Raw genomic sequence first — 16850 nt, 5'->3', positions numbered from 1 at the left:
AAGCTCCTTGTTACTCGATGATCGCCTTGAAGAACGTGTTGGCGTGGGTTGGAAATGCCGGAAGCGTATAGCGTCCGCTGACATTAAAATTGGCATTGCTCACGGTCGCATCCGCAATGACACTCCAGTCGGCCGTATTCAGGGTGGGCTTGCCATACAGCTTCACCGCGCCGTTGATCGTGGTTGATAGCGGATCGCCGCCGTCAGACAGCTTCACCGTCACCGTGACGGCATTGCTGATCGTGATCGATTCTATGGCGAAGCCAATGGCATGGCTGTTGGTGGGGCTGATGTTCAGCAGATAATCTCTGGCGATGTTCGCGTTCGCGACTGCTGCGGCTTCGCTCGCGGGATAGTAAGCGGCGGCCCAGGAGACGGGGACGCTGTTCGTCAGCCCGGTCTGCGTCCAGGTTGCGTTGGTGAATGTCACCTGATTGCTGATGGCCGACTGGACGTTCACAAACGCCTGTGTGTAAACCTTCAAGCCCGGGGCCTCAGCGACCGCCACACCATTGGTCCGCATCGTGCCGAGGCGATACCACTCGTTCGCGGTGTAGACAATGCTCGTCGAACCCCCCGGCGCGACTTCGATGCTCTCCACGGCATCAGAGCCGAGACTGTGCGCCCCGTTAGGCCCGATGACCGAGTAGATCATGTAGAAGCTGACCGGGACCGCCGAGTTGTCAATCAGGCGCTGGAACTTGTTGACGGCGTCTGGCGTGGCCTCAACGGTGCCCCACGTGAAATCGCTGGCTTTGGAGCCGAGATTGGTGCTGGTGCTTCGCAGCGACAGCGTGTATTCCGAGTCTCTGGCACCCGCATAGGTGTACCCATACTGATTGACCAGCGATTCGGAGCCCCAGCCCCAGGCGACGCGATCTTCCCATGCGCCGTTGCTCCGAACCACGCGCACTCCGCCGGCCCGCGGCATGTCATCCCATCCCGCCGCCCACCCGGGGAACAGCATATGATCGCCGTAGCTGGACATCGCGTCATCGCCCCAGATCAGGAAGCCCCATCCGTTGGTGACGCTCTTCAGAACGAAGCCATTGGTAATGACGCTCTGCTTGTTCACGGTGTTTTCCGTGCTCATCATCTGAAGCTGCCACCCGCCCAATGAGGCTCCCGCAGGCCCGATGATTTCGATGAATTCCGTGTCGAGTTCCGGCCAATCCCAATAAAAGTACCGCAACTCATTGACCCACACGGATCCGGGCGGACAGGCATAGACATAATAATAGGGCGACCATCCCAGACCGCCGAGCGCCGGCAGTCCGGGCTCCCTGGGCGTCACGGCGTTGAGGTCGGCGGGATAATACCACGGCGGATTCACGAAGGAGTTGGTGTCCTGCAGGATGGGCCTGTCGCCATGTTCAATGTCGATGCCGCCGTGGACACCCCAGACAAAGAACTGCACGACGTCGTCAACCGCGCCGGCGGGCAGGACCACGTCATCCGGGGTCTGGAAGACCCGCAGCGCGCCCGGACTGTTCGTCAGTTCGACCTTCGGATAGGCCGTCGTCCACCAGTTGGTATAGCCCCAGGTATTGGTGCCAACGAACCAGCTCGCATAAATTCGGATATTCGTGGGATTCATGATGAATCGGCCGATCTCAACCTTCAATCCCGGCGGTTCCCCCACCAGCGGCTGCGCCGGGAGGAGACTGACCAGACGGAACTCGTAGCCCGCTCGCACCGGCTCGGTCATCAGCACGTTGTCAATGCACACGCGGTTCGCGTTGGTTGAGCCGTACAATCGCAGGACTTTGAGGTCTGGCTCGTAGATCTGGTCGTTCGAGAAATAGAGATAATTCGTCTGCGTGCTCGCCACGACGAGGTTGGTCAAGGTCTTCCAGGGGCCGTTCTCATTCTGTGCGGCCTGCAGCGAAATCACGGCATCCCCGCCGTTGGTGTCCCAGACGCGGTACCAGAAGGTGATCTCGCCGATGCCGGTCCCGACATTGGGCGTCTGGATGAAAGGCTGGTGTTGATCCAGCCGCTCGCTCAGCGCGACCCCATTCGTCGGGTCATTGTTCAGGAAGGCGGTCTGCGCACCCGGCTTGGTCGGCTCAAACGCCCGGGACGGCTGTGCCTCGGTGATGAGCGCGTTATACGCCTGCCAGGTGGTGTCATCCCGCGGCGGGTAGTCGCGCACGACCAGGTTGTCAATCTTGAACACGGCGTTGGGGGCGGTCCCCTCGCACAGGCGTATGCGGATCCGTCCCGGATAATCGGTTCGGATGGAGAGATTCACCGTGCCGGAGAGCGCGTCGTTGGTGACGATCAGGACCGGACTTGCAACCCAGGCGGGATAGGCAAACCGGTCGGTCCGGTCGATGGCAAAAACGACGTTGCTCACGCCGCTCGCGCGCCAGTCGAAGGCGATCGAGCCGATGTTGTTAGCCAGATAGGGACTGACGAGCGCCTGCACCAGATTGGTGTTGGCTCGGCTGCGGATGAACTGCGCCTCGCCGCCCTTGGATCCGGCGGATGTGTTTAACCATCCTTCCATCACCAGCCAGCCTGTATTGTCTGCCGCGTCCATCCACGCTTCCTGCTGGGCCTGCGACGTCCAATCGTAATACAGCACATTGTCGACCTTGGCCTCCTGCAGGGCCGTGGTCTTGTCCGAACGGGTCACGGCCCGCCACGGTGACAGGGAGAGCTCGTCAACCACAGCGTTGATCTCGCCTGACGCGGCGTTCTGGATCTCCGCAAAATGGGGATCCCAGGCCATAATCGGGACGGAAAACAACGTGTAGCCGAGGCTGGTCACGACGAGGTTGGTGATATTCCTCTTGGTTCTGAAATCATCAGGATGCCAGTTGTTCCCGTCAGACATGGGATAGGTGTAAATCTTGAGCGTTTGGGATGGAATGTCTCGGACAAGGGAATTTCCGCTGATCCTCCAGCGAAACGCCCCGTCTGTGGAGATCCGTTTCCCGCCCATGTTCCAGTTGGTGCTGCTCAGACCGCCCGCAGGGCCCCAGTTGTCACCGGGAAGCAGGTTGATGGTGTTCGTTCCGTCAAACACCTTGAGGGATGAGATTTCAGGCTGCGCATCGTAAGAGCCGAACCCCACGGTTCCGATGTCCGTCAGCGGTGCCGGATCGCTAAAAGCGGCGGTGTAGTACCAGATATTCGTGCCCGTGGACTCCTCGATTCTGCCGACACGGGCGGTGACGGTGTTGCCGCTGGCGGGCATTTGAACGCGCAGGGCTTTGGGCGTGGTCAATTCGTTCTCGTTGGGCTGCCCCCCGGTCACCGTCTGCGGAGTGCCCACGAGCGTCTCAACCCCGTCCTTCCATCGGTACAGCGCCAGTTGAAGCTGGCTGGCACCCCCCGCCGTCGGATCGGCCTGCGTCACACGCGTCTCATAATAACTGGGCTCGCCCGATTCGGTTGACGCCCCGGGCGTAAACCACGTGAGTACCGAGCAGGATGCCTGTCCCGGCGACAGGGATGCGGCTCTGAATTGCGTCTCCACGCGGTAGCCCTTGGGCCAGGTCGGGCTCTCCATGAATGGATTGAATCCGTTGGTCCCCTTGAAGTAGGAGAAGTACCGGTCATTCAACGACAGTCTCGCCTGGAATCCGAACTTCTCGATCCCCAGCGTCTTGGACGCAGCCGTATTCCAGACATGCCCCCGCGACGCGCCGCCTTCCAGTTCGATCGCGCCACGGGCCGCAGTCAATACATTCCGCTCCTTCACGACACGGGCGTAATCGTACGCCCAGAAATTCCATGTCAGCGCAGGCGATCCACGGACAAACCCGGACACCGGTGTGGTGTCGACGGGTTCCGAAGCGTATCGGCCGGGCGCGTAGGCGTCATAGCCATACCCCCAGAGATTCGTGTTGAAATCCTGCTTGAAGGTCTGAATCGCGAATAGTCCGAGACTCTCCTCGAAATCCGTCTGACTGGCCGGCCAGACGTCGAAGTTCTGGTAGACCGCGCGTTTGACGAGGTATTCGCCGGTCTGGCCATTCATCCGGATCAACAACGTGCCGTTATAAACCAGATCAGCCTGGATGCTGTTCGTGGCACTGCGCTCGGCATATCCGGCCACCGGCGGATAGGGAAAATCCTGATCGTTGTCGCCCCAGGACCAGACGTTGGTGTCGAAGGCCTCCGCGTCGTTGACATATCCATTGGTGCCGACAAACGTCCACAGCAGGTTGGTGATCCCCGACACGAGCGTCAGGCCCTGCCACACGTGGTCACCCACCAGGTCCATGGGATCAATGGATGCCGAGGGCACATTGGAGCAGACGACCCGCATGACGTCGACGTCGGACCGGTAGCGCCGGATCTCGTAGTTGCGATAGGCGTCCTCGCCCTTTTCGATCAGGTAAACCGGACTCTGCCCGTCCTTCTCGTTACGGGTGGGCTCCGGCCCGCCGGGTCCGTCTGGATCACGGCTGTAGAAGTAGCCGTCCAGGTCGCACTGGAACCAGTAATACATCCTCCCCGCACCGTGCTGCGGGATCACCCCCTCGTAAACCCCCCTCTCGGCCGTTTCCAACAGGTTGGTCTGGGTCCACGGCCCGCTTTCGCTCTCCCAACTGTACCAAACCTTCACGCGCCTGTTGACGGACGGCACGGTGAGATCCACGTCGTCCACCTGGCACCGCACGTTCACGTCCTGATCCTGCGCGGGGTAGCCGGGGTTGTACAGCTTCTCGGCGAGCGTCACCCCCGTGGGCGGGCGCGAGATGTAGATGTTATCGAGATAGATCGCTCCCAAAATTGGAGATATGGGCAACGTTCCGTCCGATCTGGCGCCGTCATCCGTCCGCCAGAATCGCACATAGCGCACATTGCGGTTGTTGAGGACAACGGGTATAGCGTTTGTGCCCTTGGCCCACCGATCAGGCAGTGCGGGGTAGTTATTGTAGTTGTTCGTCCATGCGTTCTGCCAGTTCTCCGGCAGGTTGTTCGTCGTGTACTGGATGATCATCTGGGCCGAGTAGCCCACTCCAGACATGACACTGGTGTAATAGATCGTGCCCACGCCCTCAGCCAGATAGGGCGTCTGCAAATAGGAGCCTCCTTCTTGGAGCGAATAGAGGCGAAGCACCGTGTTGCTCCCGCCGGGCGGCCGATCAAGAGCGATGGGCGTCAGGAAGATGTTCGCCTTTTCCGCCGTCCATGTTTTCGACCCGGTGGTATAGACCCAGTTAGATGTTCCAGGCGTGTTCACCCACGCGTTATCGATCGCAACCGCGTTGGTGACATTAAAATCGGCATAACGCACGTAGTCGAGCAGCGTCGACGACACGGCATTCGAGGCTGTGGATGACCCCGCCGCGTAGGTCGCGCCGTCCAACGTGTACTGCCAGGCAACCGAATAGGACAGGGATGTGACTGCAGGGGGGATCGTCGCCGTATACAGATTGGTCCCCGCCACGGCCGTCATCGCCTGAGTGATGACGCTGCCGTTGTTCCAGAGGTAGGAGAGCACGACGCTTCCCGTGACGACTGCCGCGCCGTTGCCCGCAGTCAGTTGCACCACGACCGTCACCGGGGCGCCGTTCGTCAGTCCCGCCCCGCTCGCCGGCGACAGGACTTGCGGTGTCACATAGGTTTCAGTCACGACTCTGTAGCGGCCATTCGTGCCGTTCATTTCGATCGTCAGCAGGCCGTCTGCCAGACCGGTGATCACGATATTGGTGGTCGAGCTGCGGACCGCGACCCCGTTGGTGATCGGCAGGCCAAGGGGCGTCAGGTTGGTGACGCCCCAGACCCACGGCGCGACCGCGTAACCGGCTGCATCGTTCGTATAGCCATCCACGCCGGCAAACGTCCAGCTCAGGCCCGTGATCCCGAAAACGGGCGTCCGGACGCGCCACAGGTGGTTGGACACCAACTCCATGGACAGAGCGGACGCGGAGACGTTGGTCACCACCTGCATGACCCTCACGTCGGACCGGAAAGGCCGGATCTCGTAGCGGAGGGGCGCCTCCGTCGTGCCCAGCGAGGCCGGATTGATGGCCTCAGCCTCCTGGTGGCTGGGCTGCGGTCCCGCGCCGTCAGGATCGTGGCCGTAGAAATACCCATCGTAGCCACAGGTGAAGTAGTAATAATTCGTGCCTGCGCCAAGCGGAGGAATCGTCCACTCGTACACGCCTGCGCCGTTCAGAACCATGTTGGTCTGCGTCCACGGTCCGCTTTTAGTGTTCCAACTGTAATGCACCTGAACCACCCGGTTCGTGGACGGATTCCCGGCGTCCACGTCGGCTACCCGGCACCGCACCGTCACCGCCTGATTCGACGCCGGGTAGCCCGGATTGTGCAACGCCTCGGTAATCGTGACTTGCGTCGGCGGCGGGGAGAGGTAGATGTCGTCAAAATTGATCAGGCCGACGTCGAGACCCCCGATGCTGTCCTGCCGCACAAAGCGCACATACCGGACGGCGCTGTTGTTCAGGGTCACGGGGGCCGAATTCGTCGCGCGGTATCCTGAACTCGCGGCATAAACCAGGGTCGTCGCCGTCTGCCAGTTTTCGGGCACGCTGTTCGTCGTGTATTGAACCGCCACCCGGCCACCCTGCCCGGTGTCGCCCATGACGCTGGTGAAGTAGACGGTACCCACCCCGTTGGTGAGGCGGGGCGATTGTAGGAAGGCATTGGTCTGCGCACGGAGGCCGAACGCCGGAGACACCGATCCGGGCGGCAGGGGCGCCCCGTTGGTCACGGGGTATTTGCCCATCTCGGCCATCCACCAGGTCGAGGTGGCCGCCACGTCCACCTGGTACGCGTAATTGGTTTGTTCGGCGTCCTCAGGGGTCCACGTGCCCAGGCGGAAGTCCGTGAACCGCGACGCGTCCAGAGCATCCGTCAGCGTGTAACCAATCCGTTGCGAGGTGATGGCGTTCGTGACCCCGCCGATGTTGTAAAGGGTTAGCACGTAATTGGTCAATGCCCCGGCAGCCAGCCGCGGCACCACCCCCTCGTAGCGGTTCGCGGTCGTCGCGGTCATCTGGTTGGTGACAACGGCGCCGCCCCCCCAGGAGTAGACCAGCCAGACGCCGACGATCTGGACCTCGCCTGGAATCAACGGCGTGATGTCCGCACCCACGGTGAAAGCCCGGCCGATCGGCACGTGGGTGCCCGGAACGGGCGAGATGTTCCAGAGCGCCAGATCTTCGGCGGTGGCGATGTACTCCCCGGTCTGGCTGTTCAGCCGGATCATCAGATTGCTGGCGATCCCCGTGGCCGCGATGGGGGTCGCCGTGTCACGCTCCGCAAAGCCGTTGAGCGGGATGTCATGTGGGGCCGGCTGATTGGTGTCACCCCACGTCCAGGGCGAGGCATCATACGCAGACGCATTGTTCGTATAGCCCGCGAGGCCGGCAAACGTCCAATCCAGCGTGCTGCTCGTCGCATTGGTCAACGTCCACTGCCACACATGGTCACCCACCAGATCCATGTTGACCGCCGCCGATGGGTTGGTGACGACCTGCATGACCTCCACATCCGATCGGAACGGCCGGATGCCGTATTCGACCTGGTTCAGCTCGGCGCGCCCGATCCGTTCGTTCCGGTTGGTTTGCAGATCGCACGCAGGGCCGTCTGGATCACGGCTGTAAGAATACCCGTCGAACTCACAGGTGAACGAACAGGAATTAGTCCCCACACTATGGGGGGGTATCACGCCTTCGTAAACACCCCCGCCGATGGGAACCAGATTGGTCTGCCCCCAACTGTGCGTCACCGTGACCCGCCGGTTGACCGACGGGATCGCGGAATCGACATCGTTCACCTGGCACCGCACACGGACCTCCTGAGCCTGAGACGGATAGCCCGGGTTCTGCAGCAACGGGGTGATCGTCACATCCGTCGGCGGACGGGAAACATAGATGCCATCGAGGTAGATCGCCCCCAACGTCGGCAGGGGTGGCAATGCGCCGTCGTGTCGTTGGCCGTCATCCGTCCGCCAGAACCGCACATACCGAACGTTGCGATTATTGAGGACAACGGGGATTGCGTTAGTGGTCTTGGCGAGCTGCGCAGGCAGCGCAGGATAGTTGTTGTAGATGTTGGTCCAGGCGTTCTGCCAGTTCTCCGGCAAACTGTTCGTCGTGTATTGGATGACCAACTGAGCCGAATAGCCCGGGTGGGACATGACGCTGGTGTAGTAGATCGTCCCAACGCCCTCTGCGAGGTAGGGCGTCTGCAAAAAGGAGCCTCCTCCCTGACGCGAAAAGAGGCGAAGCACCTGATTGCTCCCGCCGGGCGGCCGGTCGAATGACAAGGCCGGCAAGATAAGGCCAGCCTTTTCCACCGTCCACGATTTCGACCCAATGGCATAGACCCAGTTCGATGTCCCGGGGGTTTGCACCCAGGCGTAGTCCAAGGCGACCGCGTTGGTGACCTCAAAATCCGCATACCTCACGAAGTCGGGCAGCGTGGTCGCGACGGCATTCGTGATCGACACCGCCACGCCGGTGGTGTCGTACAAGCAGGTCACATAAAAGGCGAGCGAACTAACAGCGGGGGGTATCGTCGCCACATAGTTGGTGCCCGACACCACCGACATCGTCTGGGTGTTCCAGTCGCCGCCATTCCAGGCATAGGCGAGTTCGACGCTCTGGACCACGGACCCGTCGTTGGTGGCCAATTGCGCGGTCACCGTCACCGGCGCGCCGTTGGTCACCTCTGCCCCGGCCGCCGGCGTCAGGCCGCTGATCGTCACGCCAGCCTCCAAGGTCAGGGCCGCGCCCATGCAGGCGATGAATGCCGCACCCACGGCGAATCGTTTTTTCCAAGCGCTGCTTGTCTTCATAGGCACCTCAACTGACCTCACCCGATCAATCCTATGGACTTATCGGATACAGATATTCCGACAATTTAGTTGGCGGTATTATATTCTTTACCGGATGCGGTTACAAGCCGTATGTCAGGAAAAATCGCGTCCTCAACGTGTTTGTACTTGAATCTCCAACCCTTATTATTTTATGATTGCAACGCTAAGACAAAATAGGCTCGGAGCGTTCAAACATGGTTCTCGATAGTCTGACTCAGGCCTCACGCTACGCCACCCTCCTTCCCGGTCTGTCCGACGCGTTTGCCTTCGTGCAACGCCCCGACGCCGACCGGTTGCCTGACGGCCGTTACCCGATTGATGGCGACCGCGTGTTCGCCTTGGTGCAAACCTATGACACCCAACCCGTTCAAGACGGCCTCCCCGAGGCCCACCGCCGCTATGCCGACGTGCAAGTCGTCATCGCCGGGGCGGAATGGTTCGGTTATGCACCCCTGGCCGATCAACCGATTGAACGCCCGTATGACGCAGACCGCGACATCCTGTTCGTCTGCGGCGACACCACGTTGTATAGGCTGTCGCCCGGCGCGTTTGCCCTCTTTTTTCCGCACGACGCGCACCTGCCGGGCCGGACGATGACGACGCCGGATCGGGTGCGCAAGATCGTCGTCAAGATACAGATGCCCCAATCGCCTGATTGACCCCTTTTTCATAATACGACCACTCCACAAAGATAAGCGAGGACCCATGCCGCTGAAAACGATGATATTTGTTGACGGAACCTGGCTCTATCACAGCCGTCAAATCCTGTTCGACGTGCTCGGAGCCGACGGCTTTGAGATTGATTACAAGCGGATACCCGATGTCATTGCCGATGACCTGAGCCAATGGCAGGAAGATCGGATTGATATCGTCCGTACCTGCTACTTTGGAACCCTTCCCATCAACAAGCCCGGATGCAATCCGGCCAAGCAGAAAGCTTTTTACGATTTCCTGGCCTTCCACTGCGGCTACGACACCGAGATTATCGACGTCGATTACCGGCGTGACCCGGGCGCCCGGCCCGACGAGCGCTCGGTCAGTGTCGCACTGGCGTCGGCCATGGTCTATTACGCATCGCTGCCGGGCGTGTTCGACGTCGCCGCGCTCGTGGCCGGCGATTCGGAATACATCCCCCTGCTGCGCCGCGTCAGGGCCATGGGCAAGCGAACACAACTGGTCGCCATCACCAACACGTCCACTCGCGCGCCCACCAGCACCCTGCTTCAAACCGAGCCAGGCGTGCTCGACTTTCCGCCGGTGTTTCTCGATGATCATGCCCAAAATCTCCGCCTCGTGCGCGAGGAACAGACCCGGAACTGCAAGATCTGCGGCAAGGATGAATTGACGACCTGGGCCGGCCCCGACTTCTTCTGCTCGATCTGTCGGAACGAGCACCGCAAGCAAGTTCGCACCTGCGACGCCTGCGGGCGTGAAGAAGAGACCACCTGGGACAAGCCGTTCTTCTACTGCACCCAGTGCCGCAAAGAGTACCGGGACAACCGCCCGGAATCGGCCTGACCGCGCGAGGTGCCTGCACAACCGGTGGTGAGTGCCGGCCGCATAATGAAAAAGCCGCCTGCGCGGGTGCGCAGGCGGCTTTTTGGCGCTATTGCGACAGCGCCTCACTCTTCCTGCTGCCGCTGTTCCTGCTGGTCGAGTTCGGCCAAGGCCGCGCGACGGGAGAGCTTGATCCGGCCGCGATCATCGACGCCGATGCACTTGACCGTGATCTTGTCGCCCACGTGGCAGACATCCTCCACAGATGCAATGCGGCGGTCGGAGAGTTCCGAGATGTGGCAGAGGCCGTCCTTGCCCGGCAGGATTTCGACGAACACGCCGAAATCCTTGAGCCCGGTGATCGTGCCCTCGTAGATCTTTCCCTCCTCAGCCTCGGCGATGACAGCCGAGACTTCACGCTGGGCGATCGCCATCGCCTCGCCACTACGGGCAAAGATCGAGACGGTGCCATCGTCCTCGATATCGATCTGAGCGCCGGAGACCTCGCAGATGCGGCGGATGTTCTTGCCGCCAGGGCCGATGAGGCCGCCGATCTTGTCGACCGGAATCATGATCTTTTGAATCCGTGGCGCGTGGGCCGATAGCTCCTTGGGCGCAGCGATGACCCCCTCCATGAAGTCGAGGATTTTCATGCGACCGGCGCGCGCCTGGGCGAGGGCCGCCTCTACAATGTCCCACGTCAATCCGCGAAGCTTCAGGTCGACCTGAAAGCCGGTGATCCCCTTGCGGGTGCCCGCGACCTTGAAGTCCATGTCGCCACAGTGATCCTCGGAGCCGAGAATGTCGGTGATGAGGATCTTGCGGCTCTCGTCAGGCGTGGTGAAGAGCCCGATCGAGACGCCAGCAACATGGCCCTTGATCGGCACGCCAGCATCCATCATGGCGAGGGAGCCGACGCAAACCGAGGCCATGGAGGATGACCCGTTGGACCCCATAATGTCGGAGACCACGCGGATCGTGTAGGGGTAATCGTCTGGAACCACGGGCGCCAGCGAGCGCTCGGCGAGGGCGCCGTGACCGACTTCGCGGCGACCGAGGGCGCCCAGCCTGCCGACTTCGCCGACACAGTAGGGCGGGAAGTTGTAGTGTAGGATGAAGGACTTGGACTTCGCGCCGCCTGTGATGGCGTCCAGCTCCTGGGCATCCTTCTTCGTGCCGAGCGTGATGGTGCCGAGGGACTGCGTTTCGCCGCGGTTGAAGATCGCCGAGCCGTGGGCGCGGGGGATCGGCGCAAGCTGGGCGTAGAGCGGACGAATCACGTCGTTGGCCCGGCCATCGATGCGTCGGCCATGCTCGATGATGTTGCGGCGGACCAAGTCGATCTCCAGCGCGTCAAAGAAATGGACAAACTCCGGGGCGCCGATCTCAGACCATTGCTCGCTCACCTTCGCCAGAGCGCCGTCCTTGATCGCCTTGATCGCAGCGTGACGTTCCTGCTTGCCGGGCACGAGCAGTGCATGACGCAGGGACTCCTCGCAGAGGCTGCGGAGGAATGCCATTTTCTCGGCGTCCGGGGCGACGTCGACTACGACTTTGTCTGGCTTGCCCAGCATGCGCCGCAGCTCGTGCTGCGCGTCGATCAGCTTCACCACCTCCGCATGGGCACATTTCATGGCGGCAAGGAAGTCGGCCTCCGAAATCTCGTTCGCGCCGCCCTCCATCATCAGAAAACGCTCGCGTGTGCCGGCGTAGACCAGATCCAAATCGCTCTCCAAGCGCTGTGCCTGAGTCGGATTGACGATCCACGCGCCGCTGACGCGGCCGACGCGAACCGCGCCGATCGGACCCATAAACGGGATTTCTGAGATGTGGATGGCCGCGCTGGCGGCGTTGACCGCGACAATGTCGGCCTCATTTTCGCCGTCGGCCGAGATGACCATGCTGTTGACCTGCACGTCGTTGCGATAGCCATCGGGGAACAGGGGGCGGATGGGGCGGTCAATGATCCGCGCGCAGAGGATTTCCTTCTCACTCGGACGCTGTTCACGCTTGAAATAACCACCCGGAAAACGGCCGGCCGCAGAATAGCGCTCGCGGTACTCCACTTGCAAGGGGAAATAGTCGATCCCTTCGCGGGGCTTGTCGGTGTTGGTCACCGCGCAAAAAACGACGGTGTCGCCCAGACGGACGCTCACGGCGCCGGCGGCCTGACAGGCCAGAAGACCAGTTTCAAAAATCAGGTCTTTCCCGCCAACTGCGGCGGAGACCGAACGGGTGTCATTCATAATAATTCTGCCTTAATTTGAGGACCAGGAATCGAGCGCCATTAGCGGCGGATATTCAGTTCCTTGATCAGGGACTGATAGCGCGGTTCATCCGTGCGCTTGAGATAGTCCAGCAAGCTGCGGCGCGTGTTGACCATGCGGATCAGCCCGTAACGCGAGCTGAAATCCTTCTTATGGCCTTTCAAATGCTCCGACAGCACTTCGATCTTCTTCGTGAGCACGGCGATCTGAACTTCGCTGGAACCCGTGTCGCGCTCATGCCGGGCGACGGGTTTGCGAATAGCGGCTTTGTCAATTTGGATCATGTGTCGTTGGTCCTTACGCCGTTGGCGCTTTGCGGTTGCTTTTTTCAACGGCGCATGACCCGGACGAAGGGTCCGCCTTGTCAGGCCAAAAAGGCCACCGGGCGACTGGCCCGGCTGGGCGGATCCACAACGGGGAGGCAAACCACCTCCTGAGACGCGTCGCAGAAAAGATGCACAATAGCCGTTTTACCGATCAAAGGCAAGCGGAATCGTTTTCAATCCAGCGGATTGTCGTCCAACTGGAATTTGACTGTTGACACAACCGCCCGAAAACCGGACACTTGTCACGTACCTCGCGAGAAGGGTTGTATGAGCCTCTGAGACAGAAAGGGTAGTCAATGCGGACAGTTGGCGTGATTCCGGCCCGTTGGGGGTCAACGCGTTTCCCAGGAAAAAGCCTCCATCCGATCTGCGGTCGGCCGCTGGTGGTCTGGGTGGCTGAAGCTGTCCGCCGTGCCCCGGGATTTGACGAGGTGATCGTGGCGACGGACGATGCGCGCATCGCCGCCGCCGTCCGCGACACGGGCGTATCGGTGGTGATGACCCATCCGGACCTGCCCTCCGGGACCGACCGGGTGGCGGCGGCCGCTCAGCCGGCCGACGACGACATCATCGTGAACATCCAGGGGGACGAGCCGCTGATAGACCCCGGCCTGATCAAGGGGCTGGCGGCGCGTCTGCGGACGGACGAGGCCTATCAGATGGCGACCGCAGCCTGCCCGATCAGCACCCTCCGGGAGTTGGAGGCCCGGACAGTGGTGAAAGTGGTGTGCGACGCCGACGGCGGCGCCCTCTATTTCTCCCGCCTGCCGATCCCGTGCCGCCGCGACGGCGACCCCGACCTACAGTCGGGCCTTTACCTGCGCCATGTGGGCATTTACGCCTACCGGGGGGCGTTTCTCAAACGGCTCGTTCAGGAACCGCCCTGCGCCCTGGAACGCGCCGAATCGCTTGAACAGCTGCGGGCGCTGTACATCGGCGGGCGGATTGCGGTGCTTCGGACGGCACACAGCGGCTGCGGGGTGGACATCCCGGAAGACGTGGCGATCGTCGAGGCGGAAATGCGAAAACGGGGGGGCGTGCGCGGTGCGTGTGATCGGTGATCGCATGCGCCTCCTGTCAATGATGGAGTATCGAGTCACGGGTCCGTAACCACCATTTGGGAGTACGAAATCATGGCAAAAGTCAAGACGGTTAAAGCCGGGCCGGTCTGTTTCGGCGACGGACAATTGGCGATCATTGCGGGGCCTTGCGTGATCGAGTCGCGCAAGGGTTGCTTGGACTTGGCGGCCCGGCTGGTCCGGCTCGCGGCCCGGCTGGACATGCCGCTGGTGTTCAAGGCCTCGTTTGACAAGGCTAACCGCACCTCGGGTGATGCCTATCGCGGCCCGGGGATCTTTGAGGGTCTGGCCATCCTGCAGGAGGTGCGCGACACGTTCAAGGTGCCCGTGCTGACCGACATTCACGAACCGCAACAGGCCGCATTGGCGGCGGAGGTGGTCGATATTCTCCAAATTCCGGCCTTTTTGTGCCGGCAGACCGACCTGCTGCTTGCCGCCGGCGAAACGGGCAAGACGGTGAATATCAAGAAGGCGCAGTTCCTCGCCCCCGAGGACATGGTGAATGTCGTGGCCAAGGTCGAGAGCACCGGCAACCGCAAGATTATCCTCACCGAGCGGGGGTCGAGCTTCGGCTATCGCAATCTGGTCGCCGACATGCGCAGCTTGTTGATCATGCGCGAACAGGGGTACCCCGTGGTCTTTGACGCGACACACAGTGTGCAGCGTCCGGGCGCTGCTGGGACCAGCAGCGGCGGCGATGGCAAGTGGGCCCCCGCTCTGGCGCGCGCGGCGGTGGCCACGGGGGTCGACGGCGTGTTCATGGAAACACACGTCAATCCCTCGGAGGCGCTCTCGGACAAGGCCAACGCGATCGCCTTTGCCGCGCTGGCGGGAATCTGGAAGACACTCAAGGACATTCATGCACTCGTGCGCTAGCCACCTGATGCGGCGCTGTGCGGCGGCCATGCTGGTCGGCATTGCCGCCGGCGTTCGCGCGGAGGAACCGTCCGCCGCGCCCCAACCGGCACCGTCCGCGTGGGCCGACCTGTGTGCGGCCTACGACGCGAACGCCGGGGTGAGCGGCGCGCCGGTGGACCAGCTGACGCTGCCGCTCGAACATTACGAGAGCGGCCGGGTGCGCGCCCTCCTCCGGGCCGCCCAGGCGACCCGCACAGACGATGGCTTTGTCCGGGCCCTGCGGGTGAGAATCGAGCTGTTCAACGAGGCGGGAGAAGACGACGGTGTGATCGTGGCCGAGCATGCGCTGTTCAACCTGGAGTCGCGGCGGGGCTATTGCCGGGGCACCGTGAGCTTTCGCCGGCCGGATGTCGAGATTGCGGGGCGCGACCTCTACTGGTCGATGCCGCAACAGCGTGTCGTCGTGATCGCCGATGCGCGCGTGGTGGTGAAGGATTTGAATCAACAAAGGAGAGACAAGCTGTGAGCGTGATGATAACCAGAATGGGATGCGTGCTCGGCGCTGCGCTGGCGTGGACCCTGTGTGGGACGCTATCCCGCGGAGAAGACGGAACGGTGTCCGCAGCCGACGAGCCGGACCTGCAGGCGCACGCCGCTCCGGCTGTTCAGGCACCGACAGCGGGCGAAGCCCCTGCCCCGGCACCGGCACCTGCCCCGGCACCGCAGGTCGCTCGCGCAGCGAGACCGACGGACGTGTTGAAGCGTGTCGATCTCGGGGGATCGAAAGACCAGCCAACCGTGATCACGTCGACGCGGATCGAATTCGACTACCGGGAAATGGTCGCTATCTTTGATGAAAACGTCCGGATCGATAACCCCGAGTTCCTGATGCTCGCCGACCGGGTTCTGGTTTTTCTCGAAGGCACCAACGACATCCAGCAGATCATGGCGATCGGGCGCGTCTCGGTGACGAACGGGTTACGCAGCGCCTCGTGCGACAAGGCTGTTTATACCCGGGCGGCCGAACAGCTTGTTCTGACCGGACACGCGCGCCTGCTGCGTGGCAGTGATTCCGTCAGCGGCGACCGCATCGATATCTGGCTCAACGACGAGCGGATGGAGGTTACGCCTGGGACGGTCGTCTTTAATCCGGCAGCGGCCAAGAATCAGGCGGATTCGAAGCCGGTCAAACCGGAGCAACCGTAAGCGGGAGCGCGACAATACCTATGGAAACACGCATCGAAGATCCCGCCTGTGCGGCGACGACGCGGCCCGATATTGAGGCGTTGGATCTGGGCAAGAGCTACCGGAGCCGAACGGTCGTGAACGGCGTCTCGCTGTCTGTCCGCTGTGGCGAGATCGTGGGCCTACTCGGTCCCAACGGCGCGGGCAAAACCACGACCTTCTACATGATCGTCGGGCTGGTTCGTCCCGACTGTGGAAAGATCCTGTTCAAGGGACTCAATGTGACCCGCCTGCCGGTGTACCGCCGGGCGCGCGAAGGACTCGGTTATCTGGCGCAGGAGGCGTCGGTCTTCCGCAAACTCACGGTTGAGGAAAACCTCTTGGCGATTCTGGAGTCCCTACCCCTGACCCGCACGCAGCGGGCTGCCCGCTGTGAAGAGCTGCTCGATGGACTGAAATTGACAAAGGTGGCCAAGCAGCGCGCCTATACCTTGAGCGGCGGCGAGCGACGCAAACTCGAAATCGCCCGCTCGCTCGTGCGTCGGCCGGCCGTGCTCATGCTCGACGAGCCCTTCAGCGGCGTCGACCCCCTGGCCGTCCACGACATTCAGCAGATCATTCTGGGGTTGCGCAATCAGGGGTTGGGCATTATGATTACCGATCACAACGTGCGCGAAACCCTTTCGATCGTCGACCGGGCCTATCTGGTCTTCGACGGGCGGGTGTTGCGCGAAGGAACCAGCGATTTTCTGATCAACGACGATACGGCCCGGGAGCTTTATCTCGGCCGCGGGTTCAGAATGTAACAACAGGCGGCGCGAGCCGCCCA

Annotated in this window: 10 protein-coding genes; 7 read left to right on the top strand and 3 right to left on the bottom strand. The window is 61.8% G+C overall.

Translation table 11 applies throughout. The features are described 5' to 3' along the window. Window positions 1-10: 10 nt before the first annotated feature. Window positions 11-8788 (bottom strand): hypothetical protein, encoded by an 8778-nt coding sequence (locus FJ222_00120; protein ID MBM4162844.1) that lies wholly within the window; start codon window positions 8786-8788, stop codon window positions 11-13. 215 nt (window positions 8789-9003) lie between these two features. Here FJ222_00120 and FJ222_00115 point away from each other — a divergent pair, with 215 nt between their 5' ends. Then, window positions 9004-9468 (top strand): DUF386 domain-containing protein, encoded by a 465-nt coding sequence (locus FJ222_00115; protein ID MBM4162843.1) that lies wholly within the window; start codon window positions 9004-9006, stop codon window positions 9466-9468. Window positions 9469-9514: 46 nt separating this feature from the next. Further along, complete coding sequence (locus FJ222_00110; GenBank protein ID MBM4162842.1) at window positions 9515-10327, top strand: NYN domain-containing protein; 813 nt, start codon at window positions 9515-9517, stop codon at window positions 10325-10327. Between the two features lie 104 nt (window positions 10328-10431). On the opposite strand, the gene FJ222_00105 is transcribed toward FJ222_00110, so the two are convergent. Both FJ222_00105 and rpsO read right to left on the bottom strand, forming a co-directional pair. Beyond that, window positions 10432-12552, bottom strand: coding sequence for a polyribonucleotide nucleotidyltransferase (locus FJ222_00105; GenBank protein ID MBM4162841.1), 2121 nt, complete (start codon window positions 12550-12552; stop codon window positions 10432-10434). A 41-nt stretch (window positions 12553-12593) separates the two neighbouring features. Beyond that, the gene (gene rpsO / locus FJ222_00100; GenBank protein MBM4162840.1) at window positions 12594-12857 is read right to left on the bottom strand and encodes a 30S ribosomal protein S15; all 264 of its coding nucleotides are present in this window, start codon (window positions 12855-12857) and stop codon (window positions 12594-12596) included. A 338-nt stretch (window positions 12858-13195) separates the two neighbouring features. Here rpsO and kdsB point away from each other — a divergent pair, with 338 nt between their 5' ends. The 5 genes from kdsB to lptB all read left to right on the top strand — a co-directional run bounded on the left by kdsB (window position 13196) and on the right by lptB (window position 16827). Then, complete coding sequence (gene kdsB, locus FJ222_00095; GenBank protein ID MBM4162839.1) at window positions 13196-13960, top strand: 3-deoxy-manno-octulosonate cytidylyltransferase; 765 nt, start codon at window positions 13196-13198, stop codon at window positions 13958-13960. A gap of 72 nt (window positions 13961-14032) precedes the next feature. Further along, a complete protein-coding gene (locus FJ222_00090) occupies window positions 14033-14854 on the top strand; it encodes a 3-deoxy-8-phosphooctulonate synthase (GenBank protein ID MBM4162838.1) in 822 nt (273 codons plus the stop codon). Then, entirely contained in the window at window positions 14838-15362 is a 525-nt protein-coding gene (locus FJ222_00085; GenBank protein MBM4162837.1) for a hypothetical protein, read from the top strand. The genes FJ222_00090 and FJ222_00085 overlap by 17 nt, the downstream gene beginning before the upstream one ends. Further along, window positions 15359-16042, top strand: coding sequence for a hypothetical protein (locus FJ222_00080; GenBank protein MBM4162836.1), 684 nt, complete (start codon window positions 15359-15361; stop codon window positions 16040-16042). The genes FJ222_00085 and FJ222_00080 overlap by 4 nt, the downstream gene beginning before the upstream one ends. 20 nt (window positions 16043-16062) lie before the next feature. Then, window positions 16063-16827: an LPS export ABC transporter ATP-binding protein gene (gene lptB, locus FJ222_00075; GenBank protein ID MBM4162835.1), complete on the top strand. Its 765-nt coding sequence runs from the start codon at window positions 16063-16065 to the stop codon at window positions 16825-16827. Window positions 16828-16850: the final 23 nt, after the last annotated feature.

The sequence above is a fragment of the Lentisphaerota bacterium genome (genome assembly GCA_016873675.1).
GTDB lineage: Bacteria > Verrucomicrobiota > Kiritimatiellia > RFP12 > JAAYNR01 > VGWG01.
Note: the sequence above shows the minus strand (reverse complement) of the source record. Positions and strands in the feature narration are given on the sequence as shown.

What these genes read in the sequence shown, in the direction of transcription:
- lptB (MBM4162835.1), top strand. Translation starts at nt 16,063, where the DNA reads ATGGAAACACGCATCGAAGATCCCGCCTGTGCGGCGACGACGCGGCCC.
- FJ222_00105 (MBM4162841.1), bottom strand. Translation starts at nt 12,552, where the DNA reads ATGAATGACACCCGTTCGGTCTCCGCCGCAGTTGGCGGGAAAGACCTG.
- FJ222_00085 (MBM4162837.1), top strand. Translation starts at nt 14,838, where the DNA reads ATGCACTCGTGCGCTAGCCACCTGATGCGGCGCTGTGCGGCGGCCATG.
- rpsO (MBM4162840.1), bottom strand. Translation starts at nt 12,857, where the DNA reads ATGATCCAAATTGACAAAGCCGCTATTCGCAAACCCGTCGCCCGGCAT.
- FJ222_00090 (MBM4162838.1), top strand. Translation starts at nt 14,033, where the DNA reads ATGGCAAAAGTCAAGACGGTTAAAGCCGGGCCGGTCTGTTTCGGCGAC.
- FJ222_00110 (MBM4162842.1), top strand. Translation starts at nt 9,515, where the DNA reads ATGCCGCTGAAAACGATGATATTTGTTGACGGAACCTGGCTCTATCAC.
- FJ222_00120 (MBM4162844.1), bottom strand. Translation starts at nt 8,788, where the DNA reads ATGAAGACAAGCAGCGCTTGGAAAAAACGATTCGCCGTGGGTGCGGCA.
- FJ222_00115 (MBM4162843.1), top strand. Translation starts at nt 9,004, where the DNA reads ATGGTTCTCGATAGTCTGACTCAGGCCTCACGCTACGCCACCCTCCTT.
- kdsB (MBM4162839.1), top strand. Translation starts at nt 13,196, where the DNA reads ATGCGGACAGTTGGCGTGATTCCGGCCCGTTGGGGGTCAACGCGTTTC.